Annotated in this window: 22 protein-coding genes, 2 tRNA genes and 1 pseudogene; 3 read left to right on the top strand and 22 right to left on the bottom strand. The window is 72.9% G+C overall.

Annotated elements, in window-relative coordinates:
- Positions 1-52: 52 nt before the first annotated feature.
- From AC2EAQ_RS15210 to AC2EAQ_RS15195, 4 genes and pseudogenes are all read right to left on the bottom strand, one after another.
- Positions 53-3,109 (bottom strand): annotated as a pseudogene (locus AC2EAQ_RS15210) (beta strand repeat-containing protein); the annotation flags it as partial.
- Positions 3,110-3,167: 58 nt separating this feature from the next.
- Positions 3,168-4,337 carry a beta-barrel domain-containing protein gene (locus tag AC2EAQ_RS15205; protein WP_484645187.1) on the bottom strand — a complete coding sequence of 390 codons (1,170 nt, stop codon included), beginning with the start codon at positions 4,335-4,337 and terminating at the stop codon, positions 3,168-3,170.
- 19 nt (positions 4,338-4,356) lie between these two features.
- Positions 4,357-6,237 (bottom strand): ATP-binding cassette domain-containing protein, encoded by a 1,881-nt coding sequence (locus AC2EAQ_RS15200; RefSeq protein ID WP_484645186.1) that lies wholly within the window; start codon positions 6,235-6,237, stop codon positions 4,357-4,359.
- Positions 6,234-7,571 carry a TolC family protein gene (locus tag AC2EAQ_RS15195; RefSeq protein ID WP_484645185.1) on the bottom strand — a complete coding sequence of 446 codons (1,338 nt, stop codon included), beginning with the start codon at positions 7,569-7,571 and terminating at the stop codon, positions 6,234-6,236. The genes AC2EAQ_RS15200 and AC2EAQ_RS15195 overlap by 4 nt, the downstream gene beginning before the upstream one ends.
- A gap of 305 nt (positions 7,572-7,876) precedes the next feature.
- On the opposite strand from AC2EAQ_RS15195, the gene AC2EAQ_RS15190 reads away from it, so the two are divergent.
- The gene (locus AC2EAQ_RS15190) at positions 7,877-9,706 is read left to right on the top strand and encodes an acyltransferase family protein (RefSeq protein WP_484645184.1); all 1,830 of its coding nucleotides are present in this window, start codon (positions 7,877-7,879) and stop codon (positions 9,704-9,706) included.
- Positions 9,707-9,788: 82 nt separating this feature from the next.
- Here the strand turns inward: AC2EAQ_RS15190 and AC2EAQ_RS15185 are convergent.
- From AC2EAQ_RS15185 to tolB, 7 genes are all read right to left on the bottom strand, one after another.
- Positions 9,789-9,864 (bottom strand) — tRNA-Lys (locus tag AC2EAQ_RS15185).
- 27 nt (positions 9,865-9,891) lie between these two features.
- A tRNA-Lys gene (locus AC2EAQ_RS15180) sits at positions 9,892-9,967 on the bottom strand.
- Positions 9,968-10,010: 43 nt separating this feature from the next.
- On the bottom strand, positions 10,011-10,790 hold the full coding sequence (locus tag AC2EAQ_RS15175) for a tRNA threonylcarbamoyladenosine dehydratase (protein WP_484645183.1): 780 nt from the start codon (positions 10,788-10,790) through the stop codon (positions 10,011-10,013).
- Positions 10,787-11,902: a YeeE/YedE family protein gene (locus AC2EAQ_RS15170; RefSeq protein WP_484645182.1), complete on the bottom strand. Its 1,116-nt coding sequence runs from the start codon at positions 11,900-11,902 to the stop codon at positions 10,787-10,789. The genes AC2EAQ_RS15175 and AC2EAQ_RS15170 overlap by 4 nt, the downstream gene beginning before the upstream one ends.
- 54 nt (positions 11,903-11,956) lie before the next feature.
- Positions 11,957-12,730 carry a tol-pal system protein YbgF gene (gene ybgF / locus AC2EAQ_RS15165; RefSeq protein ID WP_484645181.1) on the bottom strand — a complete coding sequence of 258 codons (774 nt, stop codon included), beginning with the start codon at positions 12,728-12,730 and terminating at the stop codon, positions 11,957-11,959.
- 2 nt (positions 12,731-12,732) lie between these two features.
- Positions 12,733-13,278, bottom strand: a complete 546-nt coding sequence (pal, locus tag AC2EAQ_RS15160) for a peptidoglycan-associated lipoprotein Pal (RefSeq protein ID WP_484645180.1) — start codon at positions 13,276-13,278, stop codon at positions 12,733-12,735.
- Between the two features lie 11 nt (positions 13,279-13,289).
- A complete protein-coding gene (gene tolB, locus AC2EAQ_RS15155) occupies positions 13,290-14,606 on the bottom strand; it encodes a Tol-Pal system beta propeller repeat protein TolB (RefSeq protein ID WP_484645179.1) in 1,317 nt (438 codons plus the stop codon).
- Between the two features lie 77 nt (positions 14,607-14,683).
- Between tolB and msbA the strand changes: the two genes are divergently transcribed.
- Together msbA and AC2EAQ_RS15145 are read left to right on the top strand one after the other, a co-directional pair.
- The gene (gene msbA, locus AC2EAQ_RS15150; protein WP_484645178.1) at positions 14,684-16,432 is read left to right on the top strand and encodes a lipid A export permease/ATP-binding protein MsbA; all 1,749 of its coding nucleotides are present in this window, start codon (positions 14,684-14,686) and stop codon (positions 16,430-16,432) included.
- Between the two features lie 2 nt (positions 16,433-16,434).
- Positions 16,435-17,028 carry a peroxidase-related enzyme gene (locus tag AC2EAQ_RS15145; RefSeq protein ID WP_484645177.1) on the top strand — a complete coding sequence of 198 codons (594 nt, stop codon included), beginning with the start codon at positions 16,435-16,437 and terminating at the stop codon, positions 17,026-17,028.
- 16 nt (positions 17,029-17,044) lie between these two features.
- Here the strand turns inward: AC2EAQ_RS15145 and tolA are convergent, their stop codons facing one another.
- The 11 genes from tolA to ribD all read right to left on the bottom strand — a co-directional run bounded on the left by tolA (position 17,045) and on the right by ribD (position 26,064).
- Positions 17,045-17,890, bottom strand: a complete 846-nt coding sequence (gene tolA / locus AC2EAQ_RS15140; RefSeq protein ID WP_484645176.1) for a cell envelope integrity protein TolA — start codon at positions 17,888-17,890, stop codon at positions 17,045-17,047.
- On the bottom strand, positions 17,887-18,321 hold the full coding sequence (locus AC2EAQ_RS15135) for a biopolymer transporter ExbD (RefSeq protein ID WP_484645175.1): 435 nt from the start codon (positions 18,319-18,321) through the stop codon (positions 17,887-17,889). Before AC2EAQ_RS15135 ends, tolA begins: the two co-directional genes overlap by 4 nt.
- Positions 18,322-19,002, bottom strand: coding sequence for a protein TolQ (gene tolQ, locus AC2EAQ_RS15130; protein ID WP_484645174.1), 681 nt, complete (start codon positions 19,000-19,002; stop codon positions 18,322-18,324).
- Positions 18,999-19,400, bottom strand: coding sequence for a tol-pal system-associated acyl-CoA thioesterase (gene ybgC / locus AC2EAQ_RS15125; protein WP_484645173.1), 402 nt, complete (start codon positions 19,398-19,400; stop codon positions 18,999-19,001). The genes tolQ and ybgC overlap by 4 nt, the downstream gene beginning before the upstream one ends.
- A 25-nt stretch (positions 19,401-19,425) precedes the next feature.
- Positions 19,426-19,815 (bottom strand): TssQ family T6SS-associated lipoprotein, encoded by a 390-nt coding sequence (locus tag AC2EAQ_RS15120; RefSeq protein WP_484645172.1) that lies wholly within the window; start codon positions 19,813-19,815, stop codon positions 19,426-19,428.
- Complete coding sequence (locus AC2EAQ_RS15115) at positions 19,812-21,470, bottom strand: serine/threonine-protein kinase (RefSeq protein ID WP_484645171.1); 1,659 nt, start codon at positions 21,468-21,470, stop codon at positions 19,812-19,814. The genes AC2EAQ_RS15120 and AC2EAQ_RS15115 overlap by 4 nt, the downstream gene beginning before the upstream one ends.
- Before the next feature lie 168 nt (positions 21,471-21,638).
- Complete coding sequence (locus tag AC2EAQ_RS15110) at positions 21,639-22,835, bottom strand: pyridoxal phosphate-dependent aminotransferase (RefSeq protein ID WP_484645170.1); 1,197 nt, start codon at positions 22,833-22,835, stop codon at positions 21,639-21,641.
- Positions 22,832-23,296 carry a transcription antitermination factor NusB gene (nusB, locus tag AC2EAQ_RS15105; protein ID WP_484645169.1) on the bottom strand — a complete coding sequence of 155 codons (465 nt, stop codon included), beginning with the start codon at positions 23,294-23,296 and terminating at the stop codon, positions 22,832-22,834. Before nusB ends, AC2EAQ_RS15110 begins: the two co-directional genes overlap by 4 nt.
- A gap of 1 nt (position 23,297) precedes the next feature.
- Complete coding sequence (gene ribH / locus AC2EAQ_RS15100) at positions 23,298-23,759, bottom strand: 6,7-dimethyl-8-ribityllumazine synthase (RefSeq protein WP_484645168.1); 462 nt, start codon at positions 23,757-23,759, stop codon at positions 23,298-23,300.
- Positions 23,760-23,761: 2 nt separating this feature from the next.
- Positions 23,762-24,868, bottom strand: a complete 1,107-nt coding sequence (ribBA, locus tag AC2EAQ_RS15095; RefSeq protein WP_484645167.1) for a bifunctional 3,4-dihydroxy-2-butanone-4-phosphate synthase/GTP cyclohydrolase II — start codon at positions 24,866-24,868, stop codon at positions 23,762-23,764.
- An 80-nt stretch (positions 24,869-24,948) separates the two neighbouring features.
- Entirely contained in the window at positions 24,949-26,064 is a 1,116-nt protein-coding gene (gene ribD / locus AC2EAQ_RS15090; protein ID WP_484645166.1) for a bifunctional diaminohydroxyphosphoribosylaminopyrimidine deaminase/5-amino-6-(5-phosphoribosylamino)uracil reductase RibD, read from the bottom strand.
- Positions 26,065-26,074: the final 10 nt, after the last annotated feature.

Here is a 26,074-nt window from a genome sequence, read left to right as displayed (position 1 = left end):
GTTGACGCGCACCGTGTAGGCGCNTGATCGTGGGCGTGGTGTCGCGGGTGAGCGCAGCGGCGCTGACGGTCACGGTCGGCGGCGTGGCGTCCACTTCGATGCTGGTCGTGACCGTCGTGGCGGCGTTGCCCGCCGCGTCGCTGGCGTTGACGCGCACGGTGTAGGCGCCGTCGCCCAGCGCAGCGGCGTCGACCGTGTAACTGCCGTCCGCGCCGACGGTCGGCGTGAAGGTCTGCACCACGTCGCCCGCTGCATCGACCACCTCGATCGTCACGGTGGCACCCTCGGCCAGGCCGGTGGTCGTGCCGCTGATCGTGGGCGTGGTGTCGCGGGTGAGCGCGGCGGCGCTGACCGTCACGGTCGGCGCTTCGGTGTCCACCGTGAACGCGATGGACGTGGAGGTGCTGACGTTGCCCGCCAGGTCGGTCGCCTGCACGTTGATGGCATGCGTGCCATGGCTCAGGGCCGGCGTGGTGAAGCGCCACGACCCGTCGGCCGCCACGTCAGCGGTGCCAAGCAGCGTGGCGCCGTCGAAGACGCGCACGCTGGCCACGCCGCCGGCGTCGCTGACACTGCCGCTGACCACCACGGTGGTGTCTCGGGTGACGCCGCCCGGCCCCACGCTCGCGGCGTTGCCGCTGTCGGTGCCCAGCGTGCCGTCCACGGTCAGCGCGGGGGCGGTGGTGTCCTGCACCACGATCTGAACGACCTCGGTGAGCGCTTCCACGCTGGCGGGCAACTGCGCCACGCCCAGGTTGGCCAGGGCCTGCGCCACGATGTCGAGGTTGTCGGCGCTGACGCCCTCCACGCCGAGGGACTGCAGGTCCTGCACGGTCAGCTCGCCCTCGCCCTGGGCCGCAGCCACCACGTTGGCAGCCGCGCCGGCCAGAGCGTTCAGTGCCGCCACGGTGCCCACTTCGGCATCGCTGCGGCCCTGGATGGCGCTGACCACCAGGGCCAGCGCCTGCGGCGTGGCCGATGCCGTCACACCCAGCACGGCCAGGTCGGCTGCGGTGGGCGCAACGCCTTCGGTGCGCGTGGCGCCGATCACGGCGGACCAGGCCGACACGAGGGTGGTGGCGTCGGCGGCGTTCAGGCCGAGGGCGCTGCCCACGGCCGTGGCGTCGGCGTTGGCCACCACGGCGGCGCCCACCAGGCCGATGGCCGCGGCACTGCCGACGCTGCCGTCGCCCACCTCGGGCTGCAGGCCGGCCAGCACGCCGCCCACCGGCTGCCCCTGGGTGATCGACAGGCCCGAGATCGCGGCCAGCACCTGGCCGTACACGTTGGCCTGCGGGTTGGCGCTGCCGTCGGTGCGCACGGTGGGCACCACGGAGGCCGAGACGAAGTTGTCGGGCAGACCCAGCGCCGACTGCACGGCGCCCTGCGCGGCGCTCACCTGGGCCATGCTCACCTGGCCCAACTGGGCCGCCGCGTTGCCGCTGTCGCCGGCCGCGAGGCCCAGGCCCAGCACCACCAGCTCGGTGGCGGGGGTAACGTTGACGACAAGGTCCTGCGAGCCGTCGGCCTGCGCCACGGCGCGCAGGTCCACCGTGAGGTCCTGCGCCTGACCGCTGGCTTCGTCGCGATAGTCGGCGGCGGCGTTGGCGTCGGAGACGCGCACGAGCATCAGGCCGGCATAGGGCTGCTGCAGCACGATGCGATAGCTGCCGTCGGCCGCCACGGGCGCGCTGCCGAGCACGCTGCCGTCGGCCGCGTAGGCGGTCACGGTGAGGCCATGGCCTTCGACCACCGGGCCGGCGGTGACGGTGCCGCTGAGGGCCATCAGGTCCACGGTGCCGGTGTCGCTGGCCGTGGCGCGATTGCCGGCAGCGTCCACCGCGGTCGCGGTGACGGTGTAGCTGCCCTCGGGCAGCGCGGTGGGCACGGTCAGCGAGAACTGGCCGCCTCGCACCGTGACGGTGGAGTCGGTGGCCGAGCCATCGGCACGCTGCAGCCGGATCGAGACCGCGGCGCCGTCGGCCAGATCGGTGGTGCCGGTGACGGTGGGCGTGGCCGACACGGACCGCGACGGCGCGTCGATGCTCACGCGCGGCGGGGTGGTATCGACGGCCACGGTGGCCGTGACCACCGTGGCCGGGTTGCCCGCCGCGTCGCTGGCGCTCGCGCGCACGGTGTAGGTGCCGTCGCCCAGCGTGGCAGTGTCCACGGCGTAGCGGCCGTCGGCACCCACCTTGGGAGTGAGTGTCTGCACCACGGCACCCTGGGCGTTGACGACTTCGACCCTGACGGTTGCGCCATCGACCAGGCCGGTAGTCGTACCGCTGATCGCGGGCGTGGTGTCGCTGGTGAGTGCGGCAGCGCTGACCGTCACGGTCGGCGGCGTGGCGTCCACCTGCACACTGGCCGTGACCGGCGTGGCGGCATTGCCCGCGGCGTCGCTGGCACTCACGCGCACGGTGTAGGTGCCGTCGGCCAACGTGGCCGCGTCCACGGTGAAGCGGCCGTCGGCGCCCACCTTGGGGGTGAGCGTCTGAACCACGGCACCGGATGCGTTGACGACTTCGACCTTGACGGTGGCGCCATCGGCCAGGCCGGTGGTCGTACCGCTGATCGTGGGCGTGGTGTCGCGCGTGAGCGTGGCGGCGCTGACCGTCAGGGTCGGCGGCGTGGTGTCCGCATCGTCGGTATCCGACCCGGCGGCCGCAGCCACCAGGGCCAGCGGCACGGCGCCGAGCAGCACGTCCACGAGGCTCGGGCCGGAAGGTGCCGCGTCGGGGGCGTTCGAGCCGGCCGATGTCGGTGCCGCGGCTGCGGTGGACGGCACGGCCGCCTGCGCCAGCAGGTCGGACGCGGCCGGCAGCGAGCCCCAGTCACCCGTAGCAGCGCCGGACGCGGCAACCGAAGCGGTGTCTGTGCCGTCGGCAGCGGCCGCGTCGTCCTGGGCGCGCTCGGCGTCCGCCGCTTCGTCGTCGCGCTCCTTGCGGCGCCGGGCCGCGCCGGAGTGCCCGGCGGGCGCGGGCGCGGGTTCGGCTGCGGGCGACGGCACGGCGCCAGCTTCTGCGGCCGGTGCAGCCTGCGCGGCGGACTGCGCAGCGTCCTCGGCAGCGGCGGCGGCAAGGATGGCTTGGGCGGTGATGTCGTTCATGGGGCTCTCCTGGGGGAACGTGTTTGTCTGGGGGCAAGAAAGAGGGCGAGGGCGACGCTCAGCGCTCGCCCAGGGCCTCGCCGGTGGTCTTGATCAGCGGCTTGGCCAGGTACTGCAGGACGGTGTGTTCGCCGACGATGAACTCCACCGTGGCGAACATGCCGGCCTGCAGCTGGATGGGTTTGTTGCGCTCGTCGCGGTTGCGCTGTTCGAGGTGCGCGCGGTCCACTTCCACCAGCACGCGGTAGAAGCTCTGGTCGCCCTGGGCGGTGCGCTCCTGCAGCGCGTCGGGACTCACGTAGGCGACCGCGCCCTGCAGCACGCCGTGCACCGTGTAGTCGAACGCGTCGAGCTTGACGGCGGCGCGCGTGCCCTGGCGCACATGGGCGATGTCGGCCGGCAGCAGCTTGGCTTCCAGCACCTGCAGGCCCACCGTGGGCAGCAGTTCGAGGATGACCTCGCCGGGGCGCACGCGCGCGCCGGGCGTGGTGATCTGGATGTTGCGCACCAGGCCGTCGGCGGGCGCCAGCACCTGCATGCGGTCGAGCTGCACTTCGCGCTCGGCCAGCACCTGATGCTGGGTGGACAGGTCCTCCTCGGCCTTGGTCATGGCCTCCTGCGCGTCCTGGAAGAAGCGGTTGCGCCGCGTGTTGATCTGGCCGAGCAGCTCGGCCTCCTGCTTCTGCAGGCGCAGCACCTCGGCGCGGCCGATGTCGCCGCTGGTCAGCAGCCCGCTGGCGAGATGCAGCTCCTCGCGCGTGAGGGCGAGACTGCGCGACAGCGCGTCCACCTCGGCGTCGAGCGCGGCCTTGCGGCGCTGGAACAGCAGACGCTGGTTGTCGACGAAGGCGGGGTAGGCCCGGGCCAGCGCCGGAAACACGAGCGGCCGGCCCATCACCTCGGCCTGCAGCCGCGCCAGTGCGGCATGCAGGGCCGCCACCTTGGCCCGGCTGTCGGCCACGGCGGCCTCGGCCTCGGCGCGGTTGAGCTGCACCAGGCGCTGTCCGCGGGTGACGTGCTGGCCCTCGCGCACGGACACCTCGACGATCTGCCCGTCGGTGGCGGCCTGCACCACCTGCGTGCGGGCGCTGGCGATGACCTGCGCGCGCGCGCGGGCCACCTGCTCCAGCGGGGCCTGCGACGCCCAGGCCACCAGCCCGGCAAACAGCGCCACGCAGGCCACCAGCAGCCACGCCAGGCGGCGCGGGCTGGCCGAGGCACGGTCCATGGGGGTGGAGCGGGGGGTGTCAGGCGACATGGCGGGCTGCGGGCGCGGTGGGCCCGAGTGAGGGAGTGGCGGTCGACGCGGCATGGGCCGCGGCCGCTGTGGTGGCCGCTGTGGTGGCCGCCGGAGTCGCGACCCCAGTTCGCACCGGGGCGCCGCCTCGCGCGGGCGGCCGCAGCACCTCGTCGCGCGGGCCGACGACGAAGCGGCCGTCGGCGGTGACGACGATCACGCGCGACACCAGCGCCAGCCACGCCGGCCGGTGTGTGGCCACCACCAGCGTGTGGTCGGCGCCGAGCCGGACCCGCAGCGCCGCCACGGCACGCGCCTCGGCTGCGTCGTCCATCGACGCGCTGGGTTCGTCCAGCAGCCACGCCGTGGGCTGCAGCAGCAGCAGGCGTGTCAGCGCGGCGATCTGGCGCTGGCCGGCGGACAGGCCGCGCCCGCCCTCGCCGAGCGGGCGTTCCAGCCCGAGCGGATGGCCGGCTACCACGTGGTCCAGGCCGGTGAGGCGCAGCGTGTCGATGAGGCGCTGCTCGTCGGGCGCAGGCTCCAGGCCGTCCAGCAGATGGCTGCGCAGCGTGCCCGACAGCAGCCGCGTGTCCTGCGGCATGTAGGCCACGGCGCGGCGCAGCGCGTCGCGGTCGATCTGGTCGGAGGCCAGGCCGTCGATCAGCACATGGCCCTGCGTGGGCTGCACCATGCCGGCCAGCAGCCGCATCAGGGTGGACTTGCCGCTGCCCACCGGGCCCAGCACGGCCACGCGGTCGCCGGGGCGGATGTCGAGGTCGGGCACGTCCAGCGTGCGCAGCTGGCCCGGGTGGGCGAAGCGCAGGCCGGCAGTGCGCCAGTGGCCCGCCAGCCGCGCCGGCTGCAACAGGCGCTCGGCGCCCTGCCCTTCCACGGGCAAGGCGTGGAAGGCGTCTAGCGCCTTGAGCGCCACGCGCGCATAGGCCCACTGCACCAGCAGCGTGGGGATGCCGGCCACCGGGCCGAGCACGCGCGCCGACACGATGGAACAGGCGATAAGCGCCCCCATGGTGAGGCGCTCGCCCTGCGCCACCAGCAGCGCGCCGCTGGCCACCAGCAGCACGTAGCTCAGCTGCTGCATCCAGGCGCCCCACAGTTGCACGCCTTCGCTGCCGCGCCGCACGGCCGCGTCGGCGTCGGCACAGTCGGTGCTGAGCTGGCCCCAGCGCGCGGTGAAGTCGCGGCCGCGGCCGGAAGCGCGCAGGGTTTCCATGGCGGCGATGGCTTCGACCAGCAGGCCGGTGCGCGCGCTCTGCGCGCCGAAGCCGTCGGCCGCCTGCGCCTCGATCCGGTGCTTGCAGACCCAGCCCGACAGCAGCGCCAGCACCAGGAACCCGAGCGGCACCGCGGCCAGCGCCGGCCCGCCGATGGCGGCGATGAACAGCGCGAACATCAGCGCGAACGGCGCGTCGAAGATGGCGAACAGCACCATCGCGGTGGCGAAGCCGCGCACCTGGTCCATGCTGCGCAGGTGCGACGACAGCTGCCCGCTGCCCGGAGGCAGCGCCTCCAGGCGCGCAGCCAGCAGGCGCGAGAACATCGACTGCGCCAGGGCCTGGTCCACCCCGGTATTCAGCCGCTCCAGCAGCAGCGACCGCACGTGGCGCACGACCAGCTCGAACAGCGTGGCCAGCAGCGCGCCCACGGTGAGCACCACCAGCGTGGCCGAGCCCTGCGACGGGATCACGCGGTCGTACACCTGCATGCTGTAGAGCGACGTGCCGAGCGCCAGCAGGTTGGCCAGCAAGGCGGCCACGGCCACCTGCGCGAAGATGTCGCGACGCTGCAGCAGCGCGGCGAGCAGCTCGCGCCAGGGGCCGGGGCCCTGCGGTGCCGAAGTGCCGGTGGTCGGCGGCGTGTGCAGGCCGGTCACAACGCGGCCTCCGCGGCGGACCGAAGCTCCGCCAGCACGGCCAGGCGGGCCCACGCGGCACAAAGCTCCACCTGCAGCGTGGCAGCGCCCAACTCGGCCACGGTCAGCTCGCGCGCGGCATTGAGCACGTCGAGCCAGCTCTTGCGGCCGGCGTCGAACTGGCGCTCGAACGAGCGCAGCACGGCATCGGCCGAAGCCACCGCGGCCTGGTCGCTGGGCCAGCGGCCCGCCAGGCCGAGCAGCAGCTCGTGCTCGGACTCCAGGGTGCGCGTCAGCGTCTGCAGCGCAGCGTCCAGCGCGGACCGCGCAGCGGCCGCGCGCGACACCGCGGCGCGCGCCGTGTCGCCGCCGCCGCCCCAGGCCGCGGGCGCGTACTCCAGCGTGAGCAGCAGGCGCGACGACGACGCCGATCCCGACGACCCGTCGGCGCGCTGATGCGAAGCCACGGCGTTGACGACCGGGAAGCGCTCGGCCTGCGCCGCGCGTGCCAATGCGTCGGCCGACGCAGCCTCGGCGCGCAACCGCGCCAGCGTCGCCGAGTTCGACACCGCCTGCGCCATCAGCACGGCCAGCCGCGCGGCGTCGGGCGGCGCCGCCACGGCAGCGGCACGGCTATCGACCGGCACACCGGTGGGTCGGTCGCCAACGGCACCGTCTGCCGGGCGCGGACCAGCCTCCATCGCCGGAGGCGACGCCACGCCCAACCCGCGCAGGCGTGCGGCGGCGGCCGCCTGCGTCGCCAGGGCCGAGGCCTCGTCGCTGCGGGCCTGCACCACGCGCGACCGCACCAGTTCCACGTCGGCGTCGCTGCCGAAGCCCGCCTGCCCTCTTCGCTGCGCACGCTGCTCGTAGTCCACCAGCCGCACCAGGCCCGCGGCCTGCGCGCGGGCGCGCACGCCCGACGCCGCCCAGGCCCGCCAGGCCTCGATCACGTCGAGCGCGACGGCGCGCTCGTGCTCGCGCACGCCCTGCCCGGCGGCGCTCACCTGGGCGCCGGCTGCGTCGATGCGGGCCTGCGTGCCGCCCCAGTCGTGCAGCGTCTGCGTCAGGCGCGCCTCGGTGGAAGTGGTGCCCTGGCTGGTGGTCAAGGCCACCGACGGCCGCGGCAGGCGCCGACGCTCCGCGGCGGCCAGGTCGTGGGCCGCCGCCTGCGACTGCCACTGCGCGGCCTGCGTGCCCGGGTGGCGCCCCGCAGCGTCGCGGGCCGCGACGAGCAGCCGGTCGGCCACGACGACTTCCGCGGGCCCCATGCGCACCGCCGCCTGGGTGGCGAGCGGCAAGGCCATCGGCATCGCGAACACGACGACGAGCGCCAGGAAACGATGAGTCAGCATGTGTCCTCCATGACGGAGGTACATCGATCAACCGTGGCCTGCGCTGGATTGCCCGGAAGGCCCAACGGTGCACCGCCGAGCGTGCCGAAGTCGCACACGGCCCATGACGATCGTTCCTCAGAAGCGGAACGATCGATCACGCAAAGGCGACCTTCGCGGCAAGCGGCGCAGTGCGGCATAGGGGGCGCACTGTGACCATCGCGCTGCAGAACTGCGAACTTGGGAACGAAAGCTTGCTAAACGGTCATGCAAGGTCGAATGCAAGCACCCGCCCGATGGCGGGTTCGCAGGGACAATGCCGGCGCATGACGCCCGAGCGAAGCCCTCACTATCGAGCCGACATCGACGGCCTGCGAGCGTTGGCCGTGCTCGCGGTGGTGGGCTTTCATGCCTTCGCAAGCTGGGTGCCCGGCGGGTTCGCCGGAGTCGACGTCTTCTTCGTGGTGTCCGGGTTCCTGATCACGGGGATCGTGGTCGACGAGCTCGAGGCCGGGTCGTTCAGCCTGGGCAGCTTCTACGCCCGCCGTGTCCGGCGCATCCTTCCGGCCCTGGTGGTCGTGATCGCCGTGGTCTATACCGCGGGCTGGCTCGTCCTGCTGCCTTCGGAGTTCGAGGAACTGGGTCGACACGTGGTGGGCGCCGCGCTGTTCGCGTCGAATTTCCTGCTTTGGAGCGAGACCGGGTACTTCGACACGGCCGCCGAGGTCAAGCCGTTGCTGCACCTGTGGAGCCTCGGCATCGAAGAGCAGTTCTATCTCGTCTGGCCCCTGCTGCTGGCCGCCCTTCGGCGTTGGCGACTGCTTTGGGCAACGTTGTCGCTGATGGCGATGTCGCTGGTGTGGAACGCCCTTACGGTGTGGACAGACCCCGCCGCGGCGTTCTACCTGCCGCATCAGCGCGTCTGGGAACTGCTGGTCGGCGCACTGCTGGCACTGGTCGCCCGACGCCAAGGTGCGAGCACCGCGGTGCGCTCACCTGCTCTGATCTCGACGCTGGGCCTGCTGCTCATCGCCACCAGCATCGTCGGCCTCGACGCGCACCAGCGCTTCCCGGGCCTGGCGGCCGTTCCGGCGGTGTTGGGCACATCCCTCGTCATCCTGGCGGGGCCGCAGGCCTGGCCCAATCGCAGGATGCTCTCGACACCTGGCCTGGTGTGGATCGGGCTGATCAGCTACCCCCTCTACCTTTGGCACTGGCCCCTGCTGTCGTATGCCCGCATCCTAGAAGGGCGCGAGCCGGAGCTCGCCAATCGTTTCGCCCTGGTCGCGACGGCCTTCGTGCTGGCGTGGCTGACCTACCGCTTCGTGGAACATCCGATCCGTCATGGCAAGCTGCGCGCTTACTCGGTGCGCCTGCTGTTGCGGTCGCTGGCCCTGGTGGGTGCCCTGGGTCTGGCGGCGTTCGACGGTGACGGCATGCTGATGTCTGCACGCGGGGTGACGGGAGACCTGGGTCAACGGCGCTTCCACGAGCTCGTGGAGAAGACCTTTCATCCTTGTGCGGACCCGTCGCTCGCGGCCGAGGCCCCCAAGTGGCGCGGCTACGTCCGCTGCCGACAGAGCAAGCCGGGGCCAGACGTCGACCTTGCACTGGTGGGCGACAGCCACGCCGAACATCTGTTTCCGGGTCTGGCTGCGGCATTGCCCGATCTCAACGTCGCGTACTACCTCCGCACCCCCGCCGATGCACTTGACCCCCGCATCGTCGACCATCCCTCGGTGCGGACCATCGTCCTGGCCTTCCGGGGTGCCCAGCCCTGGGAACACCTGCAGCCCCGACTGGCCGACGTGGTGGCCCGACTGAACGCTTCAGGCAAGGCGGTCTACGCGGCTGACGACATACCGACGTTGGACAACCCGGTGGAAGCCTGTGTCAGGCACGCCCAGCTGTGCACCTTCCACCGCGACGCCAGAGAGCGACGCGCCGTGGTCGAGACGCTCGACTCGATCTCACGCAAGGTGCCGGCCCTGAGGCGGATCGACCTCTGGAGACACGTGTGCCCCGAGGGCCGCTGCCAGGCCATGCACGACGGCGTGCTGCTCTACCGGGACGATCACCACCTTGGTGTCTCCGGATCCCACTACATCGGCAGTCGAATCGCAGCCCAGATGCCCGAGACCCTCGGCCCCCGATAGCCGCGATCGAGTTCGGCCGTTCGATCGCCCCGACGCGCAAACGACAACGGCCTGGCATCACTGCCAGGCCGTCGAGGTGAATTGGTGGGCCCTGTAGGATTCGAACCTACGACCAACGGATTAAGAGTCCGCTGCTCTACCAACTGAGCTAAGAGCCCCAAGGGATGCCGGACTGCTCAATCCGGTGGTGGGTCGTGCAGGATTCGAACCTGCGACCAACGGATTAAAAGTCCGCTGCTCTACCGACTGAGCTAACGACCCCCCGGCAGAGCCCGGCATTATAGGGGCAGTTCGCGACCCGCGTTCAGCCCCCTGACTCCGTGGTTGCACCGAGCCACTGGCGCACCACTTCGGCTGCGGCCACCATGCCCGCCGTGGCCGTGACCATCACGCTCGAACCGTAGCCGTGGCAGGCGAGGTTGGCCTCCACGTCGGCGGCGCACTGCGCGGCCTCGGGCAGGCGTACCGGCTCGCGCGAGAACACGCAGCGCACGCCCATCGCCCCCTGGCGCGGCGCGCCCTCGTGCTTGCGCAGGCGCTGTCGCAGCGACGCCAGCAGCGGGTCGTGCGTCACCTGGGCCAGGTCGTCCACCTCGATGCGCGCCGGCTGCTGCTTGCCGCCGGCGGCCCCCGCACTGACGAAGGCCACGCGCTCGCGCAGCGCCCACGCGGCCAGCGCCTGCTTGGTGCGCACCTGGTCGCAGGCGTCGACCAGCGCGTCCACCGGCGCGGGCAGCAACGCCGGCCAGTTGTCGGGCGTGGCGAAGTCCTCCACCAGGCGCAGGCGGCACGCGGGGTGGATGTCGGCGACGCGCTCGGCCAGCGCCTGCACCTTGGCCTGGCCGAGCGTGCGCCCGAGCGCCTGCACCTGCCGGTTCACGTTGGACTCGGCCACGTGGTCGAGATCGATCAGCGTCAGCTCGGCCACGCCGCAGCGCGCCAGGGCCTCGGCCGCCCACGAGCCCACGCCGCCCACGCCCACCACGGCCACGCGGGCCCGGCGCAGGCGCTCGTAGCCAGCTTCGCCGTACAGCCGGCGCAGCCCGCCGAAGCGGCGTTCGGCGTCGGCCGCGTCGCCGGTCAAGCCATGCGCTCCAGCCGCCACACCTGGTAGCGCAGCGCGAGGATCGCCCCCACCACGATGCCGGCGATGGCGATGAAGCTGCCCAGCGCCAGCGTCGACACGCCGGACAGGCCCTGCCCCACGGTGCAGCCCATCGCGGTGACCCCGCCCACGCCCATCAGCACGGCGCCCACCAGGTGGTTGGCGGTGTCCTCGACGCCGGCAAAGCCTTCCCAGCGGAAGGTGCGCGTGGTCAGCGCCACCAACGCCGAGCCGATCACCACGCCCACGGTGGTGACGATGCCCAGCGTGAGCACCTTGCTCTTGTCGGAAAAGAACAGCAGCCAGTCCACCGTGTAGGCCACCGGTGCCACGAAGGACAGCGATTCCATGCGCTGCGAGTTGGTGGCCACGAAGGCCTCCTGCAGCGTGTTCGGGTCCTCGGCCACGTAGCCCAGGCGGCCGGACACCCACCACATCGCCACCACCACGGCGCCGATGCCCACGCCGCCCAGCAGCACGTCGCGCTGGCGCCCTTCGGCGCGTGCGAGCGACCACAGCACGAGGCCGCCGCCGATCACCGCACCGAGCACCAGCGCCGCCACGGCACGCGACAGGCCGAAGGCCCGCGCCGCCAGCGACGGCAGGTCGGTGGAGCCGGCGAACTCGATGAACACGCGGTCCACGGTGGACACGCGGGCCACGCCGGTGATGCCGCGCAGCGTGGCGAAGGCGGCGAACGCCAGCACCACGAACACCACCACCGACTTGAGGTTGCCGCCGCCGATGCGTACCAGCGTCTTGCTGCCGCAGCCCGAGGCCAGCACCATGCCGATGCCGAACAGCACGCCGCCCACGGCGGCCGACAGCCAGGTCAGGCGCGCGGCGGTGTAGAAGCTCTTGGACGCGTCCACCCAGCCGGCGGCGACCATGCCGTTGAAGCCGAGCATGGCCACGCCGATCGCCAGCGCCCACATGCGCATGCGCGACCAGTCGCCCACGTTGACGATGTCCGACACCGCCCCCATGGTGCAGAAGTGCGTGCGCTGCGCGATGGCCCCGAACACCACGCCCAGCGCCAGCGCGGCCCACAGCACCTGCGAGGCCAGGGCCCCCATGTCGACGTCTTGCATGGGGCGAAATTGTAGGTGCCGCCCCGCGACGGCGCCGCCGGCCGGGGGCCGGCCCTACTTCAGCGCGGCCAGGCGCTCCTTGCCGGCCTGCGCCGCCTCGGCCTGCGGGTACTTCTTGATCAGGTCGGACAGCGTGGCGCGCGCGCCGCGAACGTCCTTGGACTCGATCTGCGCGTTGGCGATGGCCAGCAGCGCCTCGGGCAGGCGGGGGTGGCCGTCCGGGGCGCGTTCGACGAAGGCGCGGAACGCCACGATCGACTCCTTCAGGTCCTTCTTGCCGTACAGCGCGCTGCCCAGCCAGAAGCGGGCCGCGTCGGCATAGCCGCTGTGCGGCCAGCGCTGCAGGAACCCGGTGAGCGACAGCGCGGCGGCATTGAAGTCGCTGCCACGCAGCAGGCCGAAGGCCTCCTCGTACTGGCGCTTCTCGTCGGGGTCGGCGATGAACTCGCGGCCCTCGAACGACACCTTCTGCGGCTCGAGCCGGCGCATGCGCTCGTCCACGCCCTGGGCGATGTCCTTGGCGCGGCGCTGCAGTTCGGCCACGTCGCGCGCCAGCTGCTCGTTGGCACCGCGCTGGCGCGCCAGCTCGCCGCGCAGCGCCTCGAGCTGGTTGTTCAGCTCCAGCAGGCTGCGCCGAAGCACGGCGATCTGCTCGCCCAGGTCGCGCGTCAGCTCGCGCATCTGCTCGGCCTGGGCCTTGGCCTGCTGCTCGGTGGCGGCGCGCAGGTCGACGATGGCCTTGCGCGCCTCGTTGTCGGGGAACAGCTGGGCCTGGGCCGCGCCGGCCGCCAGGGCCAGCGCGAGCACGGCGACGCGGGGCAGCGTCATGCTCACTTGTCCTTGATCTCGGCGCGGCGGTTCTTGGCCCAGGCGGCCTCGTCGCTGCCCTGGGCGGCGGGCCGCTCCTTGCCGAAGCTCACGGCTTCCATCTGGGCGTCGGTGGCGCCCAGCAGCGCCAGCGCGCGGGCCACGGCCTCGGCGCGCTTCTGGCCGAGGGCCAGGTTGTACTCGCGACCGCCGCGCTCGTCGGTGTGGCCCTCGATGGCGATGCGCTTGCTGCGGTTGGCAGCGAGCTGCCTGGCGTTGGCCTCGATCAGCGGCCGGTACTCGTCCTTGATCGCGAAGCTGTCGAAGTCGAAGTAGACGATGCGTGCGGCCGCCGCCGGGGCGGTCTTGCCCAGGTCCACCGTGGCCACCTGCGACTGGGCCGTGCCGGCGCCGCCGGCCCCGGCCGCACCCCCGGCCCCGGGGGCCGTGCCGGTGCGCGACTCCACCGGCACGTCCTTGTTCTCCTGCAGCGGCACGGGCGTGCTGCAGCCGGCGGCGAACAGGGCCAGGGCCGCGATGGCGGCAGCGGCTCGGAAGGTCTGGGTCATCTCGGGTTCTCCTAACGGTTGAACGGGCCCCACACCGGTTCGCGCACGTCGGCGCCGGTGGCGAGCAGGCGGGCCTTGATCCGGCCGTCCAGCGTGGTGGTCATCAGCACGTCGCGGCCCTGGGCGCGCGACGCGTAGATGATCAGCTTGCCGTTGGGCGCGAAGCTCGGGCTCTCGTCGTCGTTGGTGTCGGTCAGGGCCACCGGGGTTCCCCCGCCGGTGGACAAGTCGAGCGTGTGCAGGCGGAAAGCCCCGCTGCCCAGGCGCGAGATGTAGGCCATGGTCTTGCCGTCGGGGCTCAGCGCCGGGCTGATGTTGTAGGCGCCGGCGAAGGTGATGCGCTGCGCGTCGCCGCCCGTGGCCGCCACCCGGTAGACCTGCGGGCCGCCGCCGCGGTCGCTGACGAAGACGAGGCTCTTGCCGTCCGGCGCCCAGGCCGCCTCGGTGTCGATGGCGTTGCTCTGCGTCAGGCGGCGCGGCGCGCCGCCGTCGCGGCCGATCAGGAAGAGCTGCGAGCCGCCGTCGCGCGACAGCGTCACCGCGAGCTGGCGGCCGTCCGGCGACCACGCCGGGGCGCTGTTGCTGCCGCGGAAGTTGGCGATCGGGCGGCGCTGGCCGGTGGCCACGTCCTGCACCCACACCACGGCCTTCTGCGACTCGAACGACACGTAGGCCAGCTCGCGCCCGTCGGGCGACCAGGCCGGCGAGATGATCGGGTCGGGGCTGGACAAGGCCACCTGGCCGCCCTCGCCGTCGGCGTCGGCGATGCGCAGGGTGTAGCGCCCCGCGGCGCGCGTCACGTAGGCGATGCGCGTGGAGAACACGCCCTTGTCGCCGGTGAGGCGCTCGTACACGGCGTCGGCCACGCGGTGCGCGGCCAGGCGCATGTCGGCCAGCGGCACGGCCAGGCTCTGGCCGCCCAGGTCCTGCCCCTTGACCACGTCCCAGAGCTTGTAGCGCACGTCGAGCCGCCCGTCGGCCAGGCGCGACACCGAGCCGCCCACCAGCGCGTCCGCGCCGCGGCTGCGCCATTCGCTCATCGACGGCTGGGCGGTCTCTTCGACGACGCCGGGCACGTCCAGCAGGCGGAACAGGCCGCTGCGCTCGAGGTCGGCGCGCACGATGGCACTGGCCACCCCCAGCGAGGGCGCGGCCTTGTCGTCGTCGCGGAAGCGCGCCAAGGCCACGGGGATCTGCGTGGCCCCCACGCCGCTGATCTCGACCCGGAACTGCGCGCGGGCCGGCGGCAACGCGAGCGAGGCGGCTGTTCCGGCCAGGGCGGCGCACAGGTGGCGGCGGCGCAGGAGCGAGCGGGTCGTCGGGGTCATCGTAGCGCGGGGATTGTAAGGAGGTCGAAGTGCGGTTCGACGCGGAATGCACCGCGATAATGCGTCCGCTTGTCACCATGAGCACCCCGCTGCTGCAACGCCTGGCGCGCATCGCGCCCTACTTCCGAGCCAGCCGGGTCGGTTTCGCCGCGGCGTTCGGCGCCGCGATCGTGGCCGCGGCCACCGAGCCGCTGCTGCCCGCCCTGCTCAAGCGCCTGCTCGACGAAGGCTTCGGTGCCCAGCGCAGCTTCCCGCTGTGGGTGGTGCCGGTGTTCATCGTCGGCCTGTACGTCGTCCGGGGCATCGCGCACTTCCTGTCGGCCTATGCGCTGGCCTGGGCCGCCAACCGCGGCGTGCTCACGCTGCGCGAGGGCATGTTCGCGCGCCTGCTCGACGCCGAGCCGGCGCTGTTCACGCGCAGCAGCGCCAGCAGCCTGACCAACACCCTGGTCTACGAGGTGCAGACGGGCGCCCAGCAGCTGGCCAACGCGCTGATGATGGTGGTGCGCGACTCGCTGACCAGCCTGTTCCTGTTCGGCTACCTGCTGTGGCTGAACTGGAAGCTCACGCTGTTCATCGTGCTGCTGGCCCCGGCGGTGGCGTTCGTGATGCGGGCGGTGTCGCGCCGCCTGGACCGCCTCACCCGCGCCTGGCAGACGGCCACGGACGAGCTGGCCTACGTGGTGGAGGAGAACACGCTGGCCTGGCGCATCGTGCGGCTGCACGGCGCAGCGGCCCAGGAAAAGGCCCGCTTCGGCGCGCAGAGCAACCGGCTGCGCCAGCTGATGGTCAAGACCGCCGCCGCCGGTGCGATCAGCTCGCCGCTCACCCAGCTGATCGCGGCACTGGCGCTGTCGGCCGTGGTGGTGATGGCGTTGTGGCAGGGGGGCAGCGCCGGGCAGGTCACGGTGGGCGGCTTCGCGGCCTTCATCACCGCGATGCTGATGCTGGTGGCGCCGCTCAAGCACCTGTCGGACGCCGCGGCTCCGCTGCTGCGCGGCGTGCGCGCGCTGGAGCGCGGCATCGAGCTGATCGAGAACACGCCCGAGGAACGCGGCGGCCACCATGCGCCGGCCGCCGCCGACGGCCGGGCCCGGGGCGCGATCGAGCTGCAGGGCGTGTCGCTCGCCTACCGCTCGGACGAGGGCGCGCCGGCGCTGGACGACGTGAGCCTGTCCATCGCCGCCGGCCAGACCGTGGCCCTCGTGGGCCCGTCGGGCGCGGGCAAGACCTCGCTCGTGAACCTGTTGCCGCGGTTCTTCGAGCCCACCGCCGGCCGCGTGCTGCTCGACGGCGTGCCGCTGCCCGACTGGAACCTCGGCGCGCTGCGGCGCCAGTTCGCGCTGGTGAGCCAGGACGTGGTGCTGTTCAACGACAGCGTCGCGGCCAACGTGGCGCTCGGCGCCGCGGTGGACCGCGACCGCGTGCGCGAGGCACTGTCCAGCGCCCACCTGCTGGACTTCGTGCAGGGGCTGCCGCAGGGCCTTGACAGCCCGATCGGCCACAACGGCGCCGAGCTGTCGGGCGGGCAGCGCCAGCGCCTGGCCATCGCCCGCGCGCTGTACAAGGACGCGCCGGTGCTGATCCTCGACGAGGCCACCTCGGCGCTGGACAGCCAGAGCGAGCGCGCCGTGCAGGACGCCCTGGAGCGCCTGATGGCCGGCCGCACCACGCTGGTCATCGCGCACCGCCTGTCCACCATCGAGCATGCCGACCGCGTGGTGGCGATGGACCGGGGCCGCATCGTCGAACAGGGCACGCATGCGCAGCTGCTGGCCGCCGGCGGCCTGTACGCGCAGCTGCACGCCATGCAGTTCAGGAGCTGACCATGACCCGCAAGCCGATCTCCCGCTGGCCGGTGCCCGAGGTGGCCGACCTGCCCGAGGACCTGCGCGCGCGCATCCTGGAGGTGCAGGCCAAGGCCGGCTTCGTGCCCAACGTGTTCCTCGCGTTCGCGCACCGGCCGGTCGAGGCGCGCGCGTTCTTCGACTGGCACGACGCGCTGATGCTGCGCGAGAGCCCGACGCTCAGCCGCGCCGAGCGCGAGATGATCATCGTGGCCACCTCCGCGGCCAACGACTGCCTGTACTGCGTGGTGGCGCACGGCGCACTGCTGCGGGTGTACGCGAAGCAGCCGCTGCTGGCCGACCAGGTGGCCACCAACTACCTCAAGGCCGACCTCACCGAGCGCCAGCGCGCGATGCTGGCCTTCGCGCTCAAGGTGTGCAAGGACAGCGGCGCCCTGGTGGACGCCGACTACGCGGCCTTGCGCGGCCACGGCTTCAGCGACGACGACATCTGGGACATCGGCGCCATCACCGCGCTGTTCGGCCTGTCCAACCGCATGGCCAACCTGCTGTCGATGCCGCCCAACGACGAGTTCTACCTGCTCGGCCGCCTGCCGCGCGAGAAGAAGGCCTGAACCTGCGCCGCGCCGGTCACACCGGCGTGAAGCCGATCGTGATGAGCGAGGGCACGCGGCCGTCGGTGTCTCGCGGCAGCGTCTCGGTGCGGTCGATCGCACGCAGCACGGCGTCGTCCCAGTCCTTGTTGCCGCTGGACTTGACCAGGCGCCGTCCGAGGATGGTGCCGTCCGGCGCGGCACGCACCTCCACCTCGGCGCGCAGCGTGGCCGGCACCGACTCGGTCAGCACGATGTTGGGCTTGACCTTGGCCACGATGCGGCCGGCGTAGCTGGCCGACGGGCCGGCGTCGCGCTGCGCCGTGCCGGTGGACTGCGGCGCCCCCGTGGCGCCGGCCTGGCCCATCAGGCGCTTGAGGTTGTCCTCGCGCAGCCGGGCCACGCGCTCGGCCTCGGCCTTCTCGGCCTGCGCCTGCTTCGCCGCCTTCTCGCGCTCGGCCTTGTCGCGCTCCGCCTTCTCGGCGAGCTCGCGCTTCTTCTGCGCCTCGGCCTTCTCGGCCTTCTCGCGCGCTTCCTTCTCCTCGCGCTCGCGGCGCGCCTTCTCGACCTTGGCCTTCTCGAGCGCGATGTCGGCCTCGTTCACCTCGGGCTTGGGCGGCGGCGGCGGCGTGCGCGGCTCGGGCGGTGCCACCGGCTTGGGCTCGGGGCGCGGCTCGGGCGGGGGCGGCGCAGCCCCGGCCGGCGCGGCCACCTCGGGCACGGCGGCCCACAGCTCGGCCGTCACGCCGGCCGGGTCGCTGGAGCGCCAGTTCACGCCGAAGGCCAGCGCCAGCACCAGGCCGGCATGCACCAGCAGCGCCATCATGGCGCCGCGGCCCATGCCGCCGGGCCGGCGCGGACGCAACGGATCGGCCGCCTTCATGACCCCTGCTTGACCGACAGCCCCACGCGCTGCACGCCGGCCTTCTGCAGCGTGTCCATCACCCGCACCACGGCGTCGTAGCTCACCTTGCGCTCGGCGGAGATGACCACCGGCGTGTCCGCCTGGCCGCGCTGCGCCTGCTTCACGCGCGCGGCCAGCTGCGGCAGCGTCACCGGCTGCGGCTCGGCCTGGCCGTCGACCTTGATCTTCACGCGCTCGTCCAGGCCGACGACCAGTTCCACCACCGACTGCGGCCGCGACTTGCTCTGGCCGACGCTGGGCAGGTCCACCACGCCGGTGGCGATCAGCGGCGCGCTGACCATGAAGATGATCAGCAGCACCAGCATCACGTCGATGAACGGGACCATGTTGATCTCGTTCATCGTGCGCCGGCGGCGCGTGCCGCCACCGTGGCCCATCAGCTGCGGCATCTAGTGGCTCGCCACGTTGCGCTGCAGGATGTTGGAGAACTCCTCGATGAAGGTCTCCAGCTGGATCGCGATGCGGTCGATGTCGCGCGCGAAGCGGTTGTAGGCGATGACGGCGGGGATGGCCGCGAACAGGCCGATGGCCGTGGCCACCAGCGCCTCGGCGATGCCCGGCGCCACCGTGGCCAGCGTCACCTGCTGCAGGTTGGACAGGCCAACGAACGCATGCATGATCCCCCACACCGTGCCGAACAGGCCCACGTAGGGGCTGACCGAGCCCACCGAGCCCAGGAACGACAGGTGGCTCTCGATCACGTCGAGCTCGCGCTGGAAGCTCGCCCGCATGGCGCGCCGCGCGCCGTCGAGCTGCGCCCCGGCGTCGAGCCGCTTCTCGCGCAGCTTGAGGAACTCGCGCATGCCCGACGCGAAGATGCGCTCGATCGGCGCACCGCGGTGGGTGGGCGGCTTGGACGCCACGGCCTGGTACAGGTCGTTGAGCTGGCGGCCGGACCAGAAGTCGCGCTCGAACTCGTCGTTGCGCACGCGCACCTGCTTCAGGCCGATGAGCTTGCCGAAGATGACGGTCCAGCTGATCAGCGACGTGATCAGCAGGCCCGCCATCACGAGCTGCACCACGAAGCTGGCCTGCAGCACGAGGGTGACGATGGAGAGGTCCTGGTTCATGCGGCGATCAGTTCGAGTACGGGTTTGGGAATGCGGCGCGGACGCAAGGTTCCCGCGTCCACGCAGGCCAGCGTGATGCGGCTGTCCACCAGGGGCGTGTCGCCGCGCCAGGCCTGCTGCGCCAGCGCGATCGACGCACCGCGCGGCGCATCGGGCTGCACCGTGATGCGCAGCGCGTCGTCCAGCCGGGACGGCGCCAGGAACTTCACCTGCGTGTCGGCCACCATGAACAGCACGCCGTGGCGGTCGCGCAGGGCCTGCTGCCCCAGGCCCGCCGCGCGCAGCCACTCGGTGCGGGCGCGCTCGAAGAACTTCAGGTAGTTGGCGAAGAACACGATGCCGCCGGCATCGGTGTCCTCCAAGTAGACGCGCACCTCGTGCGAAAACGCAGCAGCCATGCTGCGGGCGATTATGTATCCCGGCTCAGCGGCCGGCGGTCACACGCCGATACACGGGGCCCCACAGCGGATGGCCCGCCTCGGCCTTGCCGAGCGCGAACTCCGGGTCGGCCGCGATCGCGTCGCGGAAGGCCTTGTCGCAGGCCGGCACGCGGTTGCTGGTGCAGTACACGAAGGCCAGGTGCTTGTGGGCCATCGCGCGGTCCTTCGGGCTGGCCAGGCCGAGCGCCAGGGCACGCTGCAGGTCGCGTTCGGCGTCGGCGTACTGGGCGTCCTCATAGGCACGCAGGCCGGCCAGCAGCGTGCGCTCGGCCGGACGCTCCATCACGTCGCTCAGGCCCGGGCTGGTGGTCACGCAGCCGGCCAGCGCCAGGGCCATGGCCAGCGGCGCGAGCAGGCGACGCGCGGTGCTCATGACCCGAAGCGGTGGCGCAGCACCACCGGCTTGTCCTCGGTGACGGTGACGCTGGTGCTGTAGGCGGGGAAGTCGTCGTTGCGCACGACGATCTGGTGCGTGCCCACCGGCAACTGCAGGCGCGCCAGCGGCGGCGTGGTGCCCGCGGGCTTGCCGTCCACTTCCACCTGGCCCCAGGGGCTGACGGCGATGGTGACGGTGCCCATGGCCGGCGGGGCGGCCGGGGCGGTGACCGGCAGCGGGGCCGGCACGGGTGCCGGGGTGTCCTTGGCGGTGGCCTTGGGGCGCGGCGCCGGGCGCGCCGGGGCGGTGGTCGACGGGGCTGGCGGGCGGGTGGCCGCTTCGGCCGGCGCAACGGGTGTCGCCGGTGCGGCAGCCACCGTGGCCGCCGGCGGCGCCTGCACGGCCGCGGTGGCCGGCGTGGGCGCGGGGGCGACCACCGCGGACACGGCGTCCACCGTGGCCTGGGTCGATGCCGGCGGCGGGGCGGCGGGGCGCGCGACGACGGCGTCGCCACCGCGCGGCACGAGCATCCACGCGGCCACGCTGAGCACCAGGGCCACGGTGCCACCGGCGGCCCACAGGTAGCCGGCATGCGAGCCGCGCGGCTTGTGGCCCAGGCCGTTGGTCTCGTCGCTGATCCAGGTGCGCAGCGCGCGCGACAGCTGGCGCGCCGAACGATAGCGGTCGCCCGGGTTGCGCGCCATCGCCCGCGCCACGATGCCCGACAGCGCCGCGTCGACCTTCGGGTTGACGGTGTGGGCCGGCGCCACCGGGGCTTCCAGCACGGCCTGGCGGATCGACTCGAGCGAGTCGCCGTCGAAGGCGCGGCGGCCGGTCACCAGCTCGTACAGCACGACGCCGACGCCGTACACATCGGCCCGGGCATCCAGCGGCTCGCCGCGCAGGTGCTCCGGCGACACGTAGTAGGGCGAGCCCAGCTCGGGCGGCGGCACGGTGGAGGTCTCGGCGCTGATGTCCAGCGGCGAGGCCGCGGCGTCGTAGCGGCCGGCGGTCACGCGGGCGATGCCGAAGTCCAGCAGCTTGGGCTGGGTGCGGCCGGTCATGAACACGTTGGCCGGCTTGATGTCGCAATGCACCACGCCATGGCCGTGGGCATAGGCCAGCGCGTCGGCCAGGCGCTTGGCGATGCGGGCGGCCTGCACCGCGTCGGGCCGCCAGCCGTCGGCCAGCAGCTGGCGCAGGTCGCGGCCCTGCAGCCGCTCCATCGCGATGTAGACGCCCTCCTCGGCGAGGCCCGCGTCGTACACGGTGACGATGTGCTGGTGGTTCAGGCCGGCGGCGGCGCGCGCCTCGGCCAGCAGCTGCTGCTCGAGCGATTCGCGCTGCGCGGCGCCCAGCTCGGCCACGCGCAGCATCTTCACGGCGATGGGGCGCGACAGCAGCGGGTCGAGCGCGGCGTACACCGCGCCCAGGCCGCCGGTGCCGAGCTGGTGCTTCAGCGCGTAGCGGCCCACATGCCCGATGGTGGGCATGCTCATCAGCTTGCGCTCGTCGACCGCGGTGGAGCCCGGGACGCTGTCGGACTCCTCCCCGTCGTACATCTCCTCGACCACGGTGGCCGCGAAGGCTTCGTCGTTGGCCGTTCGGGACCGGTGGTCCGGCAAGGGGGTCGGGGACGGGTCTGCGCTCATGGTCGAATGCACGGGAAGCTTAACGGCCTTCCCCCGCGTTATCGGCCGCGGCGGGCCCGCGCAGCGCACAAACCCGTCTCAAAGCGTGTCAACGGTCGCAGGGTTAACGCTTTGTCACGGGCCGCGGGGCGGCTCGGGACGCCGCTGCGCCGCGACCGCGGGGCCGCTTCAGCGAGCCAGCGCGCCCTGCAGCCGGCCGACCGCCTCGCGCAGCTCGTCCATCGAGCGCGCGAAGGACAGGCGCAGGTAGCGCTCGCCGGCGTCGCGGCCGAAGTCGCGGCCAGGCGTCAGGGCCACCTGGGCGCGGCGCATCAGGTCGAAGCACAGGTCCCAGCTGCTGGCGGCATGGGCGCGCACGTCGGCATAGGCGTAGAACGCGCCGTCGGGCACCACCGGCACCGGCAGGCCCAGCCCTTCCAGGGCCGGCACGATGTAGTCGCGGCGGGCGCGCAGTTCGGCACGGCGGCGCTCGTACTCGGCCAGCGATTCGGGCTCGAAGCAGGCCAGCGCCGCCTGCTGCGCCGGCGTGGACGGGCAGATGAACAGGTTCTGTGCCAGCTTCTCCACCGGGGCCACCAGCGCCTCGGGCAGCACCAGCCAGCCCAGGCGCCATCCGGTCATGCCGAAGTACTTGGAGAAGCTGTTGATCGACACCACGTCGTCGCCGTGGCCCACGCCATGCTCCAGCGCGCTGTGGCCGAAGGCGTCGTCGTAGGACAGGCCGAGGTAGATCTCGTCGACCAGCGTGAAGCCACCGCGCTCGCGCACCGCCTCGACGATGCGGCGCATCTCGGCACGCTCGATCGAGGTGCCGGTGGGGTTGGACGGCGACGCCAGCAGCATGCCGCGGGTGCGCGCGCCCCAGGCTGCGCGCACCGCGGCGGCGTCGAGCTGGAAGCGCTGTGCCGGCGACGCCGGCAGCATCACCGCCCGGCCCCCGGCAGCAGCCACGAAGTGGCGGTTGCACGGGTAGCTCGGGTCGGGCATCAGCACCTCGTCGCCCTCGTCGAGCAGGGCCAGCGTGACGAGCTGCAGCGCCGCCGACGCGCCGGCCGTGACCACGATGCGCTCGGGCGCCACCTCCAGGCCGAAGCGCGAGCCGTACCAGCGCGCGATGGCGCGCCGCAGCGACGGCAGGCCCGTGGCATGGGTGTACTGCGTGCGGCCCTCGGCCAGGCAGCGCTGCGCCGCCTGCACCACGAGGGGCGCCGCGGTGAAGTCGGGCTCGCCGATGTTCAGGTAGATCATGGGCCGGCCGCCCTGCGCCGGGTCGCACAGCGGCCCGCGGGCGATCTCGTCGGCCGCCTTGGCGCACTCCATCACGTAGAACGGCTCGATGTGATCGAGCCGCGAGGCGAGCTTCACGTCGCCTGCCGCGCCGCGCCGACCTCGACCGGGCGCAGGTCGGCGGCCACCTTGTCCAGCACGCCGTTGACGTAGCGGTGGCCGTCGGTGCCGCCGAAGGCCTTGGCCAGTTCCACCGCCTCGTTGATCGCCACCTTGTAGGGGATGTCCAGGCAGTGGGCCAGCTCGTAGGTGCCCAGCATCAGCACCGCATGCTCCACCGGCGACAGCTCGCTGGTCTTGCGGTCCACGTGGCGCGCCAGCGCGGCGTCCAGCGTGGCGGCGGACTCGATCGACCCGCGCAGCAGCGCGTCGAAGTGCACGCTGTCGCACTTGTCGTAGCCCTCGTGCTCGCGCAGCTGGGCGTCGATCGCCTGCGCCTCGCCGCCGGCGATGAGCCACTGGTAGACGCCCTGCAACGCCAGTTCGCGCGAACGGCGGCGCTGGGACTTGGCGGCCGTGGGCCTGCGGGTGGTGGCCACGTCAGAGGTCTTCCAGCAGGTTGGCCATCTCGACGGCCACGCGCGCCGCGTCGCGGCCCTTGTCCGCGGCACGGGCCCAGGCCTGGGCCTCGTTCTCGACCGTGAGGATCGCGTTGGCGATGGGGATCTGGTGGTCCAGCCCGACGCGCGTGACGCCGGCGCCGCTTTCGTTGGCCACCAGCTCGAAGTGGTAGGTCTCGCCGCGGATGATGCAGCCCAGGGCCACCAGCGCGTCGTAGTCCTCGCTGTCGGCCATGGCCTTGAGCGCCAGCGGCACCTCGAGCGCGCCGGGCACGTCCACCCGGGTGACATGCTTGTCCTGCACGCCCAGCGCCGTCAGCTCGGCCAGGCAGCTGGCTTCGAGCGCGCGCGTGATCGCGTCGTTGAAGCGCGCCCGCACGATGCCGATGCGCAGGCCGGTGCCGTCGATCTGGGGGGTCTCGCCCGTGTCTGCGTCGAGCATGGTCAGCCCTTCCCCGGTGCGGCCACGAAGCCCGTGACCTCGAGGCCGTAGCCGGTCATGCTGGGCATGCGGCGCGGATGGCCCAGCAGCTTCATGCGGCGCACGCCCTGGTGACGCAGGATCTGCGCACCCACGCCGTAGGTGCGAAGGTCCATGTTGCCGGCCTCGGCCGGTGCCGACTTCACCTGCGGCAGCACGCGGCCGATCAGCGCCTGCGCGTCGGCCCCGGCGTTGAGCAGCACCGCCACGCCGCGACCGGCCTGCTGCAGCGCGGACAGCGCCGCCGGCAGCGGCCACGAGTGCGTGCTGCCCTGGGCGTCGAGCAGGTCCATCACCGACAGCGGCTCGTGCACGCGCACCGGCACTTCGTCGGTGTCGCCCCAGCGGCCCACGGCCAGGCCGAGGTGGACGCTGCCGACGCTGGTGTCGCGGTAGGCAGTGCAGCGGAACACGCCCTGCGCCGTGGCCAGCTCGCGCGTGCCCAGCGGCTCGATCAGGGTCTCGTTGTGACTGCGGTGCTGGATCAGCGCGGCGATGGTGCCGATCTTCAAGCCGTGCTCGCGGGCGAAGACCTCCAGGTCCGGCAGGCGGGCCATCTCGCCGTCGTCCTTCATCACCTCGCAGATCACGGCCGCGGGGGTCAGGCCGGCCATCGCGGCCAGGTCGCAGCCGGCCTCGGTATGGCCGGCGCGCATCAGCACGCCGCCGTCCTGGGCCTGGATCGGGAAGATATGGCCGGGCTGGACGATGTCCTCGGGCCGTGCGTCGCGCGCCACCGCCGCCTTGACGGTGCGGGCGCGGTCGGCCGCCGAGATGCCGGTGGTCACGCCGGTGGCGGCCTCGATCGACACGGTGAAGGCGGTGCCGAACTTGGTGCCGTTGTTGCGCGCCATCATCGGCAGGCGCAGGCGCTCGCAGCGCTCGCGCGTGAGCGTCAGGCAGATCAGGCCGCGGCCGTGCTTGGCCATGAAGTTGATGGCTTCGGGCGTAACGTGGTCGGCGGCGATGACGAGGTCGCCCTCGTTTTCGCGGTCTTCCTCGTCCACCAGCACCACCATGCGGCCGGCGGCGAGTTCGGCGACGAGTTCGGGAACAGGGGCGATCGGCATAGGGGCGTGATTGTAGGTGCCACCCCCCTGCGCCGCTGTCGCGCAGGTGTCTGGCCCCGGGGCGCGGGGGCCGTGCCGGGTCAGGCCGCGCGGGGCCGCAGCCGCAGCCGCAGGTCGGCGCCCACGCGCTCGCAGTCGATCCAGTCGAAATCGATGCTGTCGGCCAGGCGTGCCAGCGGGCCGATGGCCGCGAGGCCCCGGCCGCTGCCGAGCAGCCGCGGCGCCACGTACAGCAGCAGTTCGTCGACGAGACCGGCCTGCAGCAGCGACGCATTGAGCTTCTCGCCGGACTCGACATGCAGTTCGTTGATCTCGCGCCGGCCAAGGTCGGCCAGCAGCGCGGCGAGATCGGTCTTGCCGCGCGCATCGCCGGGCACCTGGGCCACCTCCACCGTGTCGTTGCACAGGGCGGCGCGCCGGGACGAGTCGGCGCTGGCGGTGTAGACGAGCACGCGGCCCGGCGGCTGCAGCAGGCGCGCCGCGGGGGCCACCTCGAGACGCGAGTCCACCAGCACGCGCAACGGCTGGCACGCCGTGGGCACGAGCCGCACGTCCAGCCGCGGGTCGTCGTCGCGCACGGTGCCGATGCCGGTGAGCACCGCGCCGGCCCGGCGCCGCCACGCATGGCCGTCGGCGCGGGCCGCCTCGCCGGTGATCCACTGGCTGGTGCCGTCGTCGAGCGCGGTGCGGCCGTCCAGCGACGCGGCGATCTTCATGCGCAGCCACGGCCGACCGCGCTGCATGCGCGAGAAGAAGCCGATGTTCAGGTCGCGCGACGCGTCGGCCCAGCCGCCACCGGTGACTTCCACCGCGATGCCGGCCTCGCGCAGGCGCGCGAAGCCGCGGCCGGCCACGCGGGGGTTCGGGTCTTCCAGCGGCGCGACGACGCGGGCGATGCCGGCCTGCACCAGCGCGTCGCAGCACGGCGGCGTGCGCCCGTGGTGCGAGCAGGGTTCGAGCGTGACCACGGCGGTGGCGCCGCGCACGTCGCGGCCGGCCTGCCGCGCCTGCTGCAGCGCATGCACCTCGGCATGGGCACCGCCGGCCTGCTGCGTGTGGCCGGTGGCGATCAAGTCGCCACCCGGCGACAGCAGCACGCAGCCGACGCGCGGATTGGGCTCGCTCAGGCCGACGGCGCGCGCGGCGGCCTGCAAGGCGATCTCGCGCGCAGCGGCTTCGGCGGCAGGAACGGACACGGCGTGGGCA

This window comes from Aquabacterium sp. T101 (genome assembly GCF_057219775.1).
The sequence above is the reverse complement of the archived record's forward strand: the minus strand, read 5'-3'. Positions and strand labels throughout refer to the sequence as shown.

Coding starts and splice junctions, on each gene's coding strand:
- AC2EAQ_RS15205 (WP_484645187.1), bottom strand. CDS start 4,337: ATGGACCGTGCCTCGGCCAGCCCGCGCCGCCTGGCGTGGCTGCTGGTG.
- AC2EAQ_RS15195 (WP_484645185.1), bottom strand. CDS start 7,571: ATGCTGACTCATCGTTTCCTGGCGCTCGTCGTCGTGTTCGCGATGCCG.
- AC2EAQ_RS15190 (WP_484645184.1), top strand. CDS start 7,877: ATGACGCCCGAGCGAAGCCCTCACTATCGAGCCGACATCGACGGCCTG.
- AC2EAQ_RS15170 (WP_484645182.1), bottom strand. CDS start 11,902: ATGCAAGACGTCGACATGGGGGCCCTGGCCTCGCAGGTGCTGTGGGCC.
- ybgF (WP_484645181.1), bottom strand. CDS start 12,730: ATGACGCTGCCCCGCGTCGCCGTGCTCGCGCTGGCCCTGGCGGCCGGC.
- pal (WP_484645180.1), bottom strand. CDS start 13,278: ATGACCCAGACCTTCCGAGCCGCTGCCGCCATCGCGGCCCTGGCCCTG.
- tolB (WP_484645179.1), bottom strand. CDS start 14,606: ATGACCCCGACGACCCGCTCGCTCCTGCGCCGCCGCCACCTGTGCGCC.
- msbA (WP_484645178.1), top strand. CDS start 14,684: ATGAGCACCCCGCTGCTGCAACGCCTGGCGCGCATCGCGCCCTACTTC.
- AC2EAQ_RS15145 (WP_484645177.1), top strand. CDS start 16,435: ATGACCCGCAAGCCGATCTCCCGCTGGCCGGTGCCCGAGGTGGCCGAC.
- tolA (WP_484645176.1), bottom strand. CDS start 17,890: ATGAAGGCGGCCGATCCGTTGCGTCCGCGCCGGCCCGGCGGCATGGGC.
- AC2EAQ_RS15135 (WP_484645175.1), bottom strand. CDS start 18,321: ATGCCGCAGCTGATGGGCCACGGTGGCGGCACGCGCCGCCGGCGCACG.
- tolQ (WP_484645174.1), bottom strand. CDS start 19,002: ATGAACCAGGACCTCTCCATCGTCACCCTCGTGCTGCAGGCCAGCTTC.
- ybgC (WP_484645173.1), bottom strand. CDS start 19,400: ATGGCTGCTGCGTTTTCGCACGAGGTGCGCGTCTACTTGGAGGACACC.
- AC2EAQ_RS15120 (WP_484645172.1), bottom strand. CDS start 19,815: ATGAGCACCGCGCGTCGCCTGCTCGCGCCGCTGGCCATGGCCCTGGCG.
- AC2EAQ_RS15115 (WP_484645171.1), bottom strand. CDS start 21,470: ATGAGCGCAGACCCGTCCCCGACCCCCTTGCCGGACCACCGGTCCCGA.
- ribH (WP_484645168.1), bottom strand. CDS start 23,759: ATGCTCGACGCAGACACGGGCGAGACCCCCCAGATCGACGGCACCGGC.
- ribBA (WP_484645167.1), bottom strand. CDS start 24,868: ATGCCGATCGCCCCTGTTCCCGAACTCGTCGCCGAACTCGCCGCCGGC.